Below are 16,495 nucleotides of genomic sequence, written 5' to 3' on the forward strand. Positions count from 1 at the left end.
TTTGAAGCCTTTTTTCCATTTGAATCTCTGAGAGACGATTTTATCCGGTAAAATTTGCCTTATAAATCTTATTTTGTGTATTTCATATTTTAGAATATTATTTTTTGTAAATCAAATACAACAAAATGATATTCTATTTTTTTGAATATTTCATGAAATAAGAATATAATAATTCGTTTATGCAAACGTTTCGTATGAAGTGCTAAAAATGAAATGTAGCTTTAAAAAGTATTATTTTTCTTCAAATTCTACCATTTTCAAAAAAGACAGGAAATGAAGCTTTTTTTAGGATATGAAATGAAAAAAGGCCTGAAGATCAGGCCTTAAAAATTTTTTGAATTTTTTTTAAATTTTTCCCCGGATCAAATAGAATTGCTGAAAATCAGTATCTAAAGCATGGAATTGTCCTTGCTCTTTGATTTCTACTTTTGGGATCTCCCCACAAAAATCGATAGGTTATGGAGATTTCATGGGCTCCTCCTGAGTTTTTCAAACCCAGTTTGGAAACCGTCACATCATAAGAATATCCTATGTCCAAACCACTTGGCAAGGATACGCCTACTAAGCCAATTACCGCTTCGTTGTTAGGAAGTGAGTTTTTGGTAGGAAGCCCTCTATACCATAATCCCAATACCAAAGGGTCCAAATACAGTTGTGTTCCAATATCTAACTGATTGAAGGGATCCTGTTGTTTGTAATTAAAGGCAAACGAAATTGCTCTCTCTTGATAGGCATGTGTAAAATAATCCCTTCTTCCACCAGTAAGGTCAAATTTGATCCCACCTTGAGCGGAAATCTTCATGGGAAGTTTGGAGATATTGCCTTCAACAAAAGAAACATTAGGCTCGCTCAAATGATGGGCAGATGCTCCCAACCAAATATTATTAGTATAGAACATACCTCCGAAAGCAAAATCAAAAAAGTTGTATCTACTATCGATGGGGATTCCATCAAGTTCATCGGTAATTCCTCCAATTGATCCATTGATGATGTCTATTTGAGTTCCAAAGACCAAGTCCGAGAAGAACGCATCTCTCTGCATGTAACTAGCCTGACCACCTAATCTGAAATAGGTATCCTCTCCCAGTTGCAATTTGTAGGCATAAGAAAGACCAATTTCATTGGTAGCCAAATTGGCCATACTTTCTCGATTTCCATTAAATATAAGACCAATACCGCTATTATAGTCAAAGATGTAATGATCGATGTAGAATGAATAAGAATTGAAATTTTGGTCTAGACCAGGCCATTGATTTCGGTAATTGACACCAATTCTTGTCAATTCGGATGCTCCTGTTAAAGCTGGATTCAAATAAAGAGGGGCAGCATAAAATTGGGAATACTGTACATCCTGGGCTTTAGTAATCAAACTAAGCCCCATCAAAAAAAGCATCCCAATTAATATCCTTTTCTTCATACCGATCCCCCAATTTCAAAAAAGGAAAGCTTCCTAACCTTCCCGTCGAAATCTAGATTCATTTAGGTTGTGAAACTACTAGGGCTTACGATTGGGGCGATCAATCATATTGTTTCAGACCTTGATATAATTATTTGTAGAACCCTACAAAAACTCCATCTCTTTACTCAATAACTATACCAAAGCCCTTAAAAAAACAATGAATGATTTTCTATAAATTCAGAATCACTTGATTATGAGTTAAATCCTTAAAGGTTTCTCGCTTCCTAATCAATTGTGCTTTCCCTTCCCAAACCAAAACCTCAGCAGGCCTTAACCTTGAATTATAATTCGAAGCCATACTAAATCCGTAGGCTCCTGCATTTTTAATTACTAAAATATCTCCGGGCTTCACCTCTCCCATTTGCCTTTCGGCTGCAATAGTGTCTGTCTCACAGATATAACCTACCACATTATAGGTAGCCTCATCTCCTTCCGGATTATTCAGTGCATATACATCATGATACGCGTCGTACATCATGGGTCTGATCAAGTGATTTAGACCTGAATCAACCCCAACGAATGTGATTGAAGGAGTTTCTTTGACTACATTGGCCTTAACCAAGAAATAGCCACTCTCACTTACCAAAAACTTCCCTGGCTCTAGCCAAAGCTCCAGCTCTTTCCCGTATCTATCGCAGAAATCTCTGAAAGCCTTACTTACTTTTTCTCCAACCTCTTCAATATCTGTGAACGGATCTCCCGCTTTATATGCTACTTTGAACCCTCCGCCACAATCAATAAATCTTAAATCAGGGAACTGTTTGGCAGCATCAAAAAGGACATTTGCACCTTTCAAGAAAATCTCGGCGTCCAAAATATCTGAGCCAGTATGAATATGAAGTCCAACAATTTTCAATTGCTGCTCATTCACAACATCCAAAATCTCGGGAAGCATATCTACTGATATCCCAAATTTGCTGGCTTTATGTCCTGTTGAAATTTTCAAATTGCCTCCCGCCATGATGTGCGGATTAATTCGAATACATGCAGGAACAGTCGAGCCATACTTTTCTCCGAATTGTCGCATCAATGGAATACTATCCAAATTGATCATTACTCCCAAAGCAACGGCTTCCTCAATCTCCTCAAACCCAACACCACTAGGTGTATACATGATTTCTTCGGCATTGAAACCCGCCAACATACCCAAGCGGACCTCTTCTACAGAAACGGCATCAATTCCAGCACCAGCTTTTTTAATCAATTTTAAGATATTGATATTGGAAAGTGCTTTGGTAGCATATTTGATTTTGAGAGGAATAGAAGAAAAAGCATTTTGTATTGCTTTGACTTGACTAGTGATCTTCTCTCCATCGTAAACATATACTGGAGTACCAAACTCCTCCGCTATGGAAGCAAAAGGAATACCTTGAATCTGAGTAGGTTTTTGAACGCTTGACATGGTTTGAAATTTGCGTTCAAAGATAGAAAAATAGGCCCGGAATGAAGAAGAATAATGGATCTTTTCCAGCACTAAATATGTTGACAAATACACTATTTATGAGGCGAAAAGAACAGAAAGCACCTTTAGCTCAGCCCGTTAAATATTGTTAACCCTAATATATGGCCTCACAAAGCCTTTAAATTTGTAGCATGTCCAAGAGTAAAATCACCTTTATTATCGTTCTGATGTCAGTTGCCAGCCTTGGCTTGGTGGCTTTTCAGTATTACTGGGTGAATAATGCCATTCGTATTTATCAAGATCGCTTCGACCAAGATGTCTATCAAGCCTTGACTGGTACGGTGGATCAATTGGAGAAAAGTGAGGCCACTGACATATTCTTGGGACAATTGATCAATGATCCTGCTTTACAAGAATCATTATTTGAAAAAATTGAACCTATTAATTTCGAAATCAAGTCTCGGCAAAGTTTTCGAAGAGGCCCTTCTATTATCGACACTTTAAATATGGAGCCAGTCCCTCAAGTAAGTGCAACTTTCAAAAGGATGCTGGAATCTAGAGGGATAAATATTTCAGAAATGAATGAATTGGAGACGTTTTTTACTCGAATGACCCCTGAAGTAGCCTCCAAAATCTTCACTCCAGATGAGATGGCAGTCCTTTTAGAAGAGAAGGAAAGACAGCTTCAGTATATAAGTAAAATGGAGGTCTACAGCCTCACACAAGCTCCACCTTCTTTAGACCAAAGACTTGACCAGCAAATAAATATCTCAGAGGAAGAGCTTCAAAAGATCCAAAAAACAAACCTTAAGATCGATATGATCAATCAGGCTTGGGAAGAATTATCAGCTGGTAATCAAGCCATTCTTGACAGACTAGACACCTCACAAGTTCGAAAATTGGTAAAAAACCACCTGCTTGAACGCGGTATTTACGAAGACTTTGAATTGGGACTCTTGAAAGATGATAAACTTCTTATGCCTATTGGACAAGTGAAAGAACCATTCCGATTGGTACAATATGGAGTCCAGGCTAAACTCTTTCCAAATGACATTTTCGGAAATAAAGAAAACTACCTTTTCATCTACTTTCCAGATAAAAGCCAACACGTAATTCGTCAGGTTTGGCTTCCTGTTTCTTCATCTATCCTTTTCATCGGAATAATCATCTGGTGCTTCATTTATGCGATTAGAGTCATTTTCAAACAAAAGGCCCTTTCCGAAACTAAAAACGATTTTATCAACAATATGACTCACGAGTTCAAGACTCCATTGGCAACTGTGAGCTTGGCTGTAGAGGCCCTACAAGACCCGGAACTCTCCTCTCAAGATAAATTTCGGGCAAGATATTTGGGAATTATAAAAGACGAAAACAAACGTCTTGTGGCACAAGTTGAAAACGTTCTTCAGGCTGCTGCGTTGGATAAAAAGGATTTCAAACTAAAAATCGAAGAAGTTAATTTATCTGAGCTACTTGTAGAAACAGTGGACCATATTTCTCTTCAAGTAGAAAAGAGGGAAGGATCCATTGAATTTGAAAATGAATTGACATCTGGAAAAGTGCAAGGAGACTTGTTCCATTTGACTCATATTTTCAACAATCTATTGGACAATGCAAATAAATATTCACCTGAAAGTCCTGAAATAAAAATTCGGGCTTGGGAGGATTCCGACCAAGTATATGTGAATATTTCAGATCAAGGAATAGGAATGAGCAAAGATGCTCAACGAAAAATATTTGATAAATTTTATAGAGTTCCTACCGGAAACATCCATGATGTCAAAGGTTTTGGATTGGGACTTTCATATGTGAAAACCATGCTGGAAGCACATAAAGGAGGTATTTCAGTCCAAAGCGAACTCGGAAAAGGAAGTACTTTTACCATAAATCTACCCAAAAAACAATGAGCAAAGCGAAACTATTAGTAGTGGAAGATGACCCAAATTTGGGTGATATCCTCAAGGAATATTTGGAAATGAAAGGCTATGAACCTACTCTTTGCAGAGATGGAGAAGAAGGCTGGAACAAATTCAAGAAGGACAAATATGATCTCTGTCTGATGGATATCATGATGCCCAAAAAGGATGGTTTTACGCTTGCCAAAGAAATCAAAAAAGTCCAGGATGATCTTCCGATCCTTTTTTTGACTGCTAAAAATCAAAAAGATGACATCATAGAAGGGCTAAGAATTGGTGCGGATGACTATATCACCAAGCCTTTTAGCATGGAAGAGCTTTTGCTGAGGGTTACGGCAATTTTGAGAAGAACTCAAAAGTCTCAGGAAGTAACCCAATTGAAGGTTTACAAATTCGGTGATTTCGAGCTACACTATGATGAGCAGATTCTAGATGGGCCAAAAGGAAAGCATAAACTCACTTCCAAAGAAAATGAATTGCTTAGAATTCTAGCTGCTGAAATGAATAAGCTTGTTAATAGAAGCCATGCCCTGAAGCAAATCTGGGGAGACGACAGTTATTTCAATGCGAGAAGCATGGATGTATACTTGAGTAAAATCAGAAAAATATTAAAAGACGATCCAAAAGTTCAGATCATCACTGTTCATGGTGAAGGCTTCAAACTGATCGTTGGAGACGCATAAAACCGACACTACAACAATAAATCCTAAAAAACCCGAAGGTAATGATCTTCGGGTTTTTTGTTTTTAAAAAATAAACTTCAAGGGTTTGAAACCCTTAAAGAGTTTAGAGCTTTATCATCATACCAATTCGGCTCCAACCCCGGGTCGATCTGGGAAAGTGACTTTTTCAGGAGTTATTTCAACACCTCTTGCTGGATCTTGGGATAAAAGCATCGCTCCATCCATATCCACATAATCCAACAATGGGGCTATGTGAGCGATTGCGGAAATCCCAACCGATGATTCTGTCATACAGCCCACCATCGTTTTCATTCCCAATTTTTTTGCTTCATAGATCATTCTCAATCCAGGAGTAATTCCTCCCGCCTTTACCAACTTCACATTGATCGCATGGAAAAGGCCATGGCATTTCTTTACATCTGATTCTACGATGCAGCTTTCGTCAGCCATTACTGGAAGCTTTGAATACTTGAAAACTTCCTTCATCCCTTCCAAATCATCTTTTCCCAAAGGCTGCTCCATAAACTCAACTCCCAATTTTGCCAACTCTTCCGAATTACGGATCGCTTCCTCAGCTGACCAAGCGCAATTGGCATCAATTCTGAAAACAGCATCGGTATGTTTTCTCAATTCTTTGACGATTGCCAAATCTTCGTGAGTTCCTAGTTTGATTTTATAAATAGGCCAATCCACCTCTTTCATCTTTTGAACCATCTTTTCGATAGTATCTATGCCGACAGTAAAATTGGTTGTCGGGATTCCAGATGGATCCAACTTCAAATATTCATAAAGCTTCAAGCCTTTCTTCTTGGTGAACAAATCCCAAGCGGCCATGTCCAATGCACATTGAGCAAAAGGATTATTCTTAAAAACATCCTTTCCCAAAGCCCATAATTCCTCTGGACTTTCCCAGTTTCCTCCTTCTACAATTGGACGAAACTCCTCCAAAACCGATTTCATATTGGGAATAGTAATCCCATAAAATGGATTGGTAGTTGATTCTCCCAAACCGTAAAAACCTGCATCTTCCAACTTTACAATCAGCGTATCCTGAATATCACGACTTTGATGAGCTATGGTAAATGTATGCTTCAAGGGAAGGTCATAAACTTGATATGAGAGTTTCATAGTTTGAATTTTAGCTTTTTTATTCAGAATCAGGAGAAATTGAACAGATTTACCTAGTTTTAATTCCCTATCATTTGAAGACATGAAATTAATCAACAGAAATCAATTTAGCCTGTTTTTGCTGTTTTTAGTTTTTATAAGTGGATGCAAAACAGCAACAGATAATGAATTACCTCATTTGGAAGTTTCGCAACTCGAACAAGCCTATGAGGAAAACAAAGAAGCAGCTATTACACATCGTAGATTCAAGCATGCGGATCTTCAGCCTCTTATTGAAAAGCACGCCAATTCATTCAAAGTCGAAGAGTTAGGCAAGTCTGTGGAAGGAAAAAGTATTTTTTCATTGGATTGGGGAAATGGTCCTACGAAAGTGATGCTTTGGTCTCAAATGCACGGAAACGAAAGTACCGCTACGATGGCCTTATTTGATTTATTCAACTTTTTGGAAGCCTCTGGAGATGGATTCGACGAGTTGAGGACGACTCTGAAGGAAAACTTACACATCAAGTTTATACCAATGATCAATCCAGATGGGTCAGATAAATTTCAGCGAAGAAACGCCTTGGATATTGACTTGAATAGAGACGCAATTTCTCAGATTTCTCCAGAAGCAATCATCTTAAAAGGAGCCAGAGATTCATTTGAACCGGAATTTGGATTTAATCTACACGATCAGCAGATCTATTACAATGTTGTCAACACTCCCCAGCAAGTAACGATCTCTGTATTGGCTCCAGGATACAATTATGAAAGAGATGTCAATGATGTAAGAGCCAAAGCAATGCAAATCATCGTTGGCATGGACAAAGTTCTTCAACAAGTAATTCCAAACGGAGTTGGGAAATATGACGATTCCTTTGAGCCAAGAGCATTTGGTGACAATATTCAAAAATGGGGAACAAGCACCATTTTGATCGAATCGGGAGGATATGTCGGTGATCCGGAAAAGCAATATATTCGAAAGCTCAACTTCATGATTATTTTGAATGCATTGGAGCAAATTGCTACTAAAGGCTATGAGCAATTTACCACAGAGCAATACTTTTCGATCCCAGACAATGATCTACAAATGGTGGATCTGAAAATCGAAGAAATGAATGTGGAAGTTGAAGGAAAAACTTTCCCGGTTGACTTGTCAATCAGAAGAGGAGAAACCAATGCAGAAGATACCTATTATGTAACAGGATCCGTAGTCGATTTGGGTGACATGCAGGTTTACTTTGGATTTGAGGAAAAGGATGCAAGCGGATTGACTTATGCAGAAGGAAAGGTCTTTGAAACTCCTTTTGAAAACCTATCGGAAATCACATCTGAAAAAGCCTATGAACTTCTAAGGGAAGGGTTTTTGGCAGTAAAAGTAAAAAATGCAACGGCAGGAGATCTTCACAATTTGCCAATTTTGGTCTTACAAAGTACTGAAACTTTTCCTTCCGGATGGAAAACCGGCTCCAAAACGAATTTCTACCTTTCAGATGGAACAGAGCTAAAATACGCTGTTGTCAACGGATATTGGATAGACTTGGCCAATCCTAAAGATCAATTATTCAAGCAGGTCATTTATTAAAGTTAAAATTTCTAATAAACCTGAAAACCCGTCTCAATGGCGGGTTTTTTGTTTTCTACTTTTTAGTTAGTTTATAACTTTAAATCAATTTGTTATGAAATCAATTACGGCAATCATTTTTTCAGTTGCTATTGTTTTAGCGGCCATTGTTTTGGGCAATGCCATCATCAATAGAAACCGAGCTCAAGGCACCATCAATGTCACAGGATTAGGAGAAAGCAACTTTACATCGGACTTGATCGTATGGGATGGAAATTTCAGCAGAAACAGTTCAGATATTCAAACGGCCTATGCCAATTTGGAAAAGGACAGAAAAGCGGTGACGGAATATCTGGAAAGCAAAGGGATACCAGCCTCCCAATTGGTGTTCAATGCTGTGACTACCAATCCACAATACCGCCAAAATTACTCAGATGACGGAAGATATCTGGGACAGACTTTTACCGGCTACCAACTCAACCAGTCACTCCAGATCGAATCCAAAGAGGTAGAAAAAGTAGAAAAAATCAGCCGTGAAATCACAGAATTACTCAATCAAGGAATCGCATTTTATTCTCAGCAACCGCGCTACTACTATACTGAATTGGAATCTTTGAAACTGGAAATGATCGCGAAGGCTACAGAAGATGCCAGAGTGCGCGCTGAAAAAATCGCTGAAAATTCTGGTTCCAAATTGGATGATTTGATTTCTGCCAATATGGGAGTATTCCAGATCACAGGTCAAAATTCTGGGGAGGATTATTCATGGGGAGGAGCATTCAATACCAGCTCCAAAAACAAAACCGCTTCCATCACGATGAAACTGGTTTTTGAGGTAGATTAAATTCTAGGCCTTACCTTTGACCATGGCCGAAAAATCCGGACTTCATCCTAGAAATCTCCATCAAAAAAGATACGATCTCAATAAGCTCAGCGAAGCATTTCCTGAGCTTTCTCAGTTTGTGTTCACCAATGAATACGGAAATGAAACTTTGGATTTCTCAAATCCAAAAGCCGTAATTAGTCTCAACAAAGCATTACTCTTAACCTATTACCAAATCGAATTCTGGGAAATCCCTGACGGATTCCTTTGTCCTCCTATTCCCGGAAGAGCTGATTACGTTCACTTTACGGCTGACTTATTAGCTGAAAAAAACAAAGGAAAAATCCCAATCGGAAATAAGATTCAGGTTCTGGACATTGGTGCCGGAGCGAATTTGATTTATCCAATTTTGGGAAGTTCCATCTACAAATGGAATTTTATAGGAGCGGAGATGGAGCCTATTTCTTTTCAAAACGCTCTAAATATCATTTCTAAAAATCCTCGATTGAATCAAAAAATCGAGCTAAAGAAGCAATCGGTCTCGAATCGTATTTTTGAAGGAATCATTCAGCCGGATGATTTTTTTGATTTGACGATGTGCAACCCTCCTTTTCATGAGTCAGAGGCTGAAGCCAAGAAAGGAACTCAACGAAAACAGAAGAACTTGAAATTGAAGAAGTCAGAGTTGAATTTTGGAGGAAAATCTGGTGAACTTTGGTGTGAAGGCGGAGAAAAGCAATTCCTCAGCAATATGATTCAGGAAAGCCAACTGTTTAAGCATCAAGTCTTCTGGTTCACATCCTTGGTATCAAAAGAATCAAATCTCAAGCCTTTAGAATCACTCTTGAAAAAAGCTGGAATCGCAGAAAGCAAGATTGTCGAAATGTCACAGGGAAATAAAAAATCCAGACTTTTGGCCTGGACATACCTTTCCCCCAAACAGCAGGAGAGTTGGAGAAAATTTCGATGGACGTAAGTTATAGTGCCAAGGCCATCGGGATCAAAACCAGATAACCTGCAAATCCAATTGCCCATCCGAATCCCATTTTCATACCGGAAGAATACCTCAACTCCTCCGTGTTTTTAAAGATAATTCCACTGACACCTGCAGCAATCGGAGTCAGAATCAAAGGCAATAAAACACCTTCAAATCCAAAGCCCTGAAAGAAGCCTGCAATCAACAGAATCACAAGTGTAATGGCCGCATGGATGATAAAAGTAATCCTGTTAGAACCAGAGTCCTTGAATGGATGTGTGGTAGCTTCCATAGTATTTGGTTTAGTATTCAAAGACTTTATCCTAAAGTCCAATACCTATACCGAATAAAGCAAAAACAGGTTCCGAAGAACCTGAATTTTTTTCAAAATTTTATCAAAAATCAATTGAGTGTAAACTCCACTGAAATTTCGGTATTCAAAACCTTTGAAATGGGACAATTTTCCTCGGCATCTTTTACCTGCTCAGCAAATTGTTCTTCACTGATACCAGGAACTGTAGCCTTTAATACCAAATGGGATTTTTTCAAAACGCCTTCTTCAAAAGTAATGTTACAGGTCACATCCAATTCATCTGGAACAAAGCCAATTCCACTTAAATTGAAGCTCAATTTCATTGCAAAACAACCGGAATGAGCTGCCGCGATTAATTCTTCTGGATTGGTACCTACTCCGTCCTCAAATCTGGATAAATAAGAATATTGTGTTTTGTCCAAAACAGTACTTGGAGTACTTACATGGCCTTTGCCATCTTTTCCGCTGCCTTTCCATACGGCAGTTGCTTTTCTAATCATGGTTAAAGTATTTAGGGTTAAAAATTTACTTCTCTAGTATAAGGGATTCCATCTGGAAATAGTTTGAATCAATTCTTATTTCTTTACAAATAAGCCTTTTATCCTCCGAAAAATCTGTTTTTCTTTTTCCCAGAAAAAATGAAACTGCCCGAAAATAAAACCATATATCAACAAGAAAATCTGATAAAGGGGAAGAACAAGCAACAAATACAACATAGTATTTACAAAGCCTCCCTTTTCCACTTCGAAAAATTCCAAAATCGGACTTTTGATAAACAAGATTGTAAAACCTGTACAGGCAAAGACAACCAAAACCATGATCACCTGAAAGACACTGTCAAGCTTCCACTTACTTTGAAGCCTTTTTAGAAATGGTTCCTTCTTTGGTGATTTGGACATAAAACAAAAATAACAGGAATTGATCTAAATAAAAGAGCCAGAATATTTCAATCTGGCTCTTTCAAGTTATCTAGCAAAGAATAAATTAATCCCAAACAAAAACGCCTTCATTCAATTGCTGAAGCGCATCTTTTTTGAATTGGGAATCGATCAATAGGGATACATTATGTCTGCTTCCACCATAGGAAACCATTCGAATCGGAAAATTGTCTACACTATCCAAAACAGATCTCACAACACCTTGGGTTTCAGAAACCAAGTTCCCAACGATACAAACAATGGTTTGGTTTTGATCTACTTCCACGGATCCCAGAACTTCCAACTCTTCCAAAATTTGGCTCAAGTGAGTCAAATCATCTATCGTCACAGAAACTGCCACTTCAGAAGTGGTAATCATGTCGATTGGAGTTTTGTATTTTTCAAAAATCTCAAAAACTCTTCTCAAGAAACCATAAGCCAAAAGCATTCTACTCGACTTGATCTTGATAGCAGTGATCCCATCCTTAGCTGCAATTGCTTTTACTCCAGTAGTTTCTACATTTTCCTTGATCAAAGTACCGTGAGCCTCTGGATCCATGGTATTCAATAATCTTACAGGAACATTGTATTGCTGTGCTGGCCAAATAGAAGCTGGATGGAGGATTTTCGCACCGAAATACGCCAATTCCGCTGCCTCATCAAATGAAAGCTCAGCAATCGGACGAGTTCTATCAACGATACGAGGATCGTTATTATGCATTCCATCGATATCTGTCCAGATTTCACACACAGATGCGTTGATGGCTGCAGCCACCAAGGATGCGGTATAATCAGAACCTCCACGTTTCAGGTTATCTACCTCGTTTCTGTGGTTTTTACAGATATAACCCTGTGTCACGAATAGCTTTTGCCCTGGATGCTGAGCCAAAATTGCTTTCAGTTTTTCAGAGATTTTATTCAACTCCGGCTCAGAGTTTTCATCTATGCTCATGAAATCCAAAGCACTCAAAAAGACCGCAGGAATTTCAAGTTCGCCTAATAGCGTATAGAAAAGCTTGGTTGACAACAACTCTCCTTGAGCCAAAATATCACGATTGATAGCTTCATTAAAAGAAATTTTCAAGATGATATTCAAAAACTCAAAATGCTCTTTGATAATGGATTCAGCCTTTTTCCTAGCTTCTTCAGTTTTCAAAAGCTTTGGATAAAAATCCATGTAATGAGCGTGAAGCTCATCGATTCTTTCTTTGGCCAACACACGATCAGCGTTTGCCAAAGCATCTCCGATTCCCACCAAGGCATTGGTAGTACCAGAAAGAGCAGAAAGAACCACGATAGTCGGTTCATCTCCACGAGTTACCAGGTCTTTTACCTGGTGCATACGTTCGGGCTTCCCTACTGAGGTCCCTCCGAATTTCATTATTTTCATAAATAAACAGGTATTTGTAATAGGTATAGGTTTGAGAATTATCTCTTAAAATCCGAGCATTTTGATGGCTGTAATTGCAGCTTCATCACCTTTGTTTCCATGCTTTCCTCCGGCTCTATCCAGAGCTTGTTGTTGCGTATTAGGTGTCAAAACACCAAAGATCACAGGCTTATTATATTTCAGACTGACATTTGTAATCCCCTGAGCCACTGCATCACAGATAAAATCAAAGTGTTTAGTCTCTCCTTGGATCACGCATCCTAAGCAGATTACAGCATCGATTTCCTCTTGCTGAGCCATCCATTGACCTCCCAATGAAAGCTCAAATGAACCAGGAACATTCTTTCTTATGATATTTTCTTTAGCAGCACCGTACTGTACCAAAGTTTGGTAAGCTCCAGAGTACAAAGCTTCTGTCACGTCTTCATTCCACTCAGATACTACGATTGCAAATTTCTTATTACTGATATCCAAGATGTTTTTTGAGCTATGCTCACTTAGGCTTTTAAGAGATGTAGCCATAGGTATGATGTTTTTGATAGATATTGACTATAACAAAAAAAGAGTAAGACCTTTTGGGCCTTACTCCTCTAATTTCTGCGTATAAATAAGCATTACTTAGCGGCAAGGCCTTCCAAGCGAGCTTTTTGTTTTCGTGCTCCAGCAAACTCATAAGACTCGAAGTATTTTTCTTCGATCTCTGCGTAAGCATCGATAGCTTCTTGAGTTTTACCAGCTGTTTCATATGCTACAGCTAATTTGTAAAGATACTTTGGAGTGAAATATTTGTTTGGCTCATAGCTAGTAGCTTTCTCATAGTTAGAGATAGCCTTGTCTACATTACCAGTCTCCAAGTAAGCATCTCCCAACAAAGCATCAGCTTGTCCTTGGATCAAATAATCATCAGCAGAAAACTGCTCCAAATAAGTGATCGCATCTGTGAAGTTTTTCTCAGAAAGATAGATAGAGCCAATGTAGAAGTTTGCAAGATTTGCAGCTTCTGTTCTTGGATACTCCTCAACGATCTGAAGTAGACCAGCATTGATTCCATCACCATTCAAGGCAAAATCCAAACTATCCTGCTCGTAGAAGTAAACTGCCTGGAACATTTCTTCCTGCGCTTCTTCATTTTTATTAGCATTGCTGATTTGGAAAAATAAGATCCCTCCGATCAAAATGATCGCTGCAATCAATACTCCTCCTAATACTTTGCTATTCTTTTTCAAAAAAGCTTCACCACGACCAATAGATTCCGCAAGTGCTGCTGGATCCTCCAAAAGGTCATTATGATGGTCTGGGTGTACTTTTTTAGATTGTTTCGTTGCCATGTTACTCAATTTTCGAGTCGCAAATATACGCTTTTTATGATTTTCACAAAGCCCAATAAAAAAGCCATGAAACCAAATGAGAATCACGGCTTTTGAACTTCGTTGTTAGGTTTATTCCATTACGAATGGATAGTCCTCCTGAACATATACATCCTTGAATGCATCTTGTCCATCAGGCCAAGGTGACTCTTCAGCGAATTTCACTGCATCAGCCACTTTTTTCTTCACTTTGGCGATGATGTCGTTGATTTCATCTTCAGTCAAAATGTTATTATCCTGAATAGTTTGCAACACCTGCTCAACTGGATCCTTTTGCTTGTATTCTTCTACTTCCTCTTTGGTTCTATATTTCTGAGGATCAGACATAGAGTGACCTTTGTATCTGTAGGTTCTGAATTCCAACAAAGTTGGTCCGTCTCCTTTTCTAGCTCTTTCAGCCGCTTCAGAAACTGCCTCATGAACAGCCTCTACATTCATCCCGTCAACGGGGAAAGAAGGCATATCATAAGATTCTCCGATTTGATACAATTCGGTCACATTGGAGGTACGGGCTACAGAAGTACCCATCGCATATCCGTTGTTTTCGATTACGAAAATCACCGGAGTTTTGTAAAGCATTGCCAAGTTGAAAGCTTCGTGAACAGCTCCCTGACGAACAGCTCCATCACCCATGTAGCAAATCGCTAGGTTTTTGGTGCCTTTATATTTTTCGGCGAAGCCTAGACCCAATCCCATAGGAACCTGAGCTCCCACGATGCCGTGTCCACCTACAAAGTTTTTCTCCTTGTCAAATATGTGCATGGAGCCACCCTTTCCTTTGGTAGTTCCAGTTGCTTTTCCGAAAAGTTCTGCCATCACTGCACCTGGATCTGTACCCAATCCTAGTGGATGAGCATGACATCTATAAGCGGTGATCCACTTATCGCCTTCTTCCAATGCAGAGATAGAACCAGAAGCACAAGCCTCCTGGCCAATATAAAGGTGACAGAAACCTCTGATTTTTTGCTGACCATAAAGTTGTCCGGCTTTTTCTTCGAAACGTCTCATTAAGAGCATGCTTTCATACCAGAAAGCATAAGTTTCTTTCGAATATTTCACCTTTGACTTGGTCGCTACAGTTTTCTTTGCCATATCGTAATGATCAAAATATGCTATTTTAGGCCCCAAATATAACCAACCTCTCCTAAAAATCAGGCTGCCGCTAAAATAATTACCCAAACGGATGTATCTAAAGTCTCTGGAACTCTTACAATTTAAAAATCATCAGAAAACCCGATTGGACTTTAGCTCCCAGATTAATTGCTTTACGGGCCTCAATGGAAGCGGAAAAACCAACATTCTGGATGGAATTCATTATTTGTCATTGACAAAAAGCGCCATCCAATCTAGCGATACCTTGAACGTGCTGCATGAGCATGATTTTTTTGCAATCAAAGGTCAATTTGAATTAGATCATAAGCCTTTGGAGGTCCGATGTACTTTTGAGTTGGGAAAAAAGAAAATAATCTGGCAGAACGCAAAAGCCTTGGACAAGACCGCAGAACACGTAGGCTTGATCCCTTTGGTATTGATTGCTCCTGATGATACAGAGCTCATCAAAGGTGGTAGTGACGGGAGAAGAAAATTCTTTGATGGGTTGCTTTCCCAATTGGATAGGAACTATCTAAATCAACTAATTCGCTATCACCATTTCTTAAAGCAAAGAAATGCCCTCCTCAAGCAATTTGCCGATACTGGAAGGAGGGATCTGACCCTTTTGGGAAGCTATGATGAGCAAATGATTGCTTTGAGCCAAATTTTGGCAAAAAGAAGATCGGAACTGATGCAGAAAGTAGCTCCGATGCTTCAGGCTCACTATGCAGAAATCTCTCAAGGCAAGGAAAAAGTAACGATCGTTTATGATTCAAAAGCCTTGGATGAAAACTTTCCAGCTTATTTCAATTCCCTTCGAAAGAAAGATTTCATCACCAAAAACTCTAATGCGGGGATTCATAAGGATGATTACAATTTTCAAATTGGAGAACATCCGATCCGAAAGATTGGAAGTCAAGGTCAGCAAAAGTCCTTCATCATTGCTTTGAAATTGGCCCAATTTCAAGTTTTCGAAAAAGAGAAAGGAGAAAAACCTCTTTTGTTACTGGATGATATTTTTGACAAGCTGGACGATACAAGAATTGCTCAAATGATGCAATTGATCTCCAGACATACTTTTGGGCAGATCTTTTTGACCGATGCCCGCCCAGAAAGATCACATACCATTTTAACGGAGCTTGATTCTGAGGTTTACTTTTTTGGAGTGGAAAATGGGGAAGTGAAAGCAGAGCAATAAATCCCTCAATTTTTATCAGCTCTTGCATTTACCTTATTTCTTTGAAATTCCTTAAGAATTCCCCAAGCTTTCTTTATCACAATCACCACAATTGAGATTAAAAATAAGGCTATCAAAAATATTACAGCCAGATATAGAAATGTCTTTATATACTCCATTACTTGCTTGTAACTCTCAAGAATCTAATGATTAAATACGCAAAGTAAACGAGTGCAGCTACTCCAAAAATTTGCCATATAATTAAGCCCCATGAGGGAGAAACCAAATCAAACTTTTCCATCTTGAACT

Annotated in this window: 16 protein-coding genes; 6 read left to right on the forward strand and 10 right to left on the reverse strand. The window is 38.7% G+C overall.

Translation table 11 applies throughout. From position 1 onward, the window contains the following. Window positions 1-382: 382 nt before the first annotated feature. A complete protein-coding gene (locus O0V13_RS01420; RefSeq protein WP_268033209.1) occupies window positions 383-1,417 on the reverse strand; it encodes a PorP/SprF family type IX secretion system membrane protein in 1,035 nt (344 codons plus the stop codon). 211 nt (window positions 1,418-1,628) lie between these two features. Further along, window positions 1,629-2,861: a diaminopimelate decarboxylase gene (lysA, locus tag O0V13_RS01425; RefSeq protein WP_268033210.1), complete on the reverse strand. Its 1,233-nt coding sequence runs from the start codon at window positions 2,859-2,861 to the stop codon at window positions 1,629-1,631. A 191-nt stretch (window positions 2,862-3,052) separates the two neighbouring features. On the opposite strand from lysA, the gene O0V13_RS01430 reads away from it, so the two are divergent. Further along, window positions 3,053-4,768 (forward strand): sensor histidine kinase, encoded by a 1,716-nt coding sequence (locus tag O0V13_RS01430; RefSeq protein WP_268033211.1) that lies wholly within the window; start codon window positions 3,053-3,055, stop codon window positions 4,766-4,768. After that, a complete protein-coding gene (locus O0V13_RS01435; protein WP_073571319.1) occupies window positions 4,765-5,460 on the forward strand; it encodes a response regulator transcription factor in 696 nt (231 codons plus the stop codon). Before O0V13_RS01430 ends, O0V13_RS01435 begins: the two co-directional genes overlap by 4 nt. A 117-nt stretch (window positions 5,461-5,577) precedes the next feature. Here the strand turns inward: O0V13_RS01435 and O0V13_RS01440 are convergent, their stop codons facing one another. Then, window positions 5,578-6,588 carry a dipeptide epimerase gene (locus O0V13_RS01440; protein WP_268033212.1) on the reverse strand — a complete coding sequence of 337 codons (1,011 nt, stop codon included), beginning with the start codon at window positions 6,586-6,588 and terminating at the stop codon, window positions 5,578-5,580. An 82-nt stretch (window positions 6,589-6,670) separates the two neighbouring features. Here O0V13_RS01440 and O0V13_RS01445 point away from each other — a divergent pair, with 82 nt between their 5' ends. From O0V13_RS01445 to rlmF, 3 genes are all read left to right on the forward strand, one after another. Continuing rightward, a complete protein-coding gene (locus tag O0V13_RS01445) occupies window positions 6,671-8,152 on the forward strand; it encodes a M14 family zinc carboxypeptidase (protein ID WP_268033213.1) in 1,482 nt (493 codons plus the stop codon). Window positions 8,153-8,246: 94 nt separating this feature from the next. After that, window positions 8,247-8,975, forward strand: a complete 729-nt coding sequence (locus O0V13_RS01450) for an SIMPL domain-containing protein (protein ID WP_268033214.1) — start codon at window positions 8,247-8,249, stop codon at window positions 8,973-8,975. Between the two features lie 22 nt (window positions 8,976-8,997). Continuing rightward, window positions 8,998-9,930: a 23S rRNA (adenine(1618)-N(6))-methyltransferase RlmF gene (gene rlmF / locus O0V13_RS01455; protein ID WP_268033215.1), complete on the forward strand. Its 933-nt coding sequence runs from the start codon at window positions 8,998-9,000 to the stop codon at window positions 9,928-9,930. Between the two features lies 1 nt (window position 9,931). On the opposite strand, the gene O0V13_RS01460 is transcribed toward rlmF, so the two are convergent. The 7 genes from O0V13_RS01460 to pdhA form a co-directional block, all read right to left on the reverse strand. Continuing rightward, window positions 9,932-10,222 (reverse strand): hypothetical protein, encoded by a 291-nt coding sequence (locus O0V13_RS01460; RefSeq protein ID WP_268033216.1) that lies wholly within the window; start codon window positions 10,220-10,222, stop codon window positions 9,932-9,934. A 110-nt stretch (window positions 10,223-10,332) separates the two neighbouring features. Next, window positions 10,333-10,743, reverse strand: a complete 411-nt coding sequence (locus O0V13_RS01465; protein ID WP_268033217.1) for an OsmC family protein — start codon at window positions 10,741-10,743, stop codon at window positions 10,333-10,335. Between the two features lie 75 nt (window positions 10,744-10,818). Next, window positions 10,819-11,142, reverse strand: a complete 324-nt coding sequence (locus tag O0V13_RS01470) for a DUF6787 family protein (protein ID WP_073571325.1) — start codon at window positions 11,140-11,142, stop codon at window positions 10,819-10,821. 85 nt (window positions 11,143-11,227) lie between these two features. Next, the gene (locus O0V13_RS01475) at window positions 11,228-12,550 is read right to left on the reverse strand and encodes an aspartate kinase (RefSeq protein WP_268033218.1); all 1,323 of its coding nucleotides are present in this window, start codon (window positions 12,548-12,550) and stop codon (window positions 11,228-11,230) included. A 45-nt stretch (window positions 12,551-12,595) separates the two neighbouring features. Next, window positions 12,596-13,072, reverse strand: a complete 477-nt coding sequence (ribH, locus tag O0V13_RS01480) for a 6,7-dimethyl-8-ribityllumazine synthase (protein WP_073571327.1) — start codon at window positions 13,070-13,072, stop codon at window positions 12,596-12,598. A gap of 92 nt (window positions 13,073-13,164) precedes the next feature. Continuing rightward, on the reverse strand, window positions 13,165-13,878 hold the full coding sequence (locus tag O0V13_RS01485) for a tetratricopeptide repeat protein (protein ID WP_268033219.1): 714 nt from the start codon (window positions 13,876-13,878) through the stop codon (window positions 13,165-13,167). 111 nt (window positions 13,879-13,989) lie between these two features. Then, the gene (gene pdhA / locus O0V13_RS01490; RefSeq protein WP_268033220.1) at window positions 13,990-15,009 is read right to left on the reverse strand and encodes a pyruvate dehydrogenase (acetyl-transferring) E1 component subunit alpha; all 1,020 of its coding nucleotides are present in this window, start codon (window positions 15,007-15,009) and stop codon (window positions 13,990-13,992) included. 91 nt (window positions 15,010-15,100) lie between these two features. On the opposite strand from pdhA, the gene recF reads away from it, so the two are divergent. Continuing rightward, window positions 15,101-16,207 (forward strand): DNA replication/repair protein RecF, encoded by a 1,107-nt coding sequence (recF, locus tag O0V13_RS01495; protein WP_268033221.1) that lies wholly within the window; start codon window positions 15,101-15,103, stop codon window positions 16,205-16,207. The last annotated feature ends 288 nt before the right edge of the window (window positions 16,208-16,495 follow it).

This window comes from Algoriphagus sp. PAP.12 (assembly GCF_026652115.1).
Classification (GTDB): Bacteria; Bacteroidota; Bacteroidia; order Cytophagales; family Cyclobacteriaceae; genus Algoriphagus.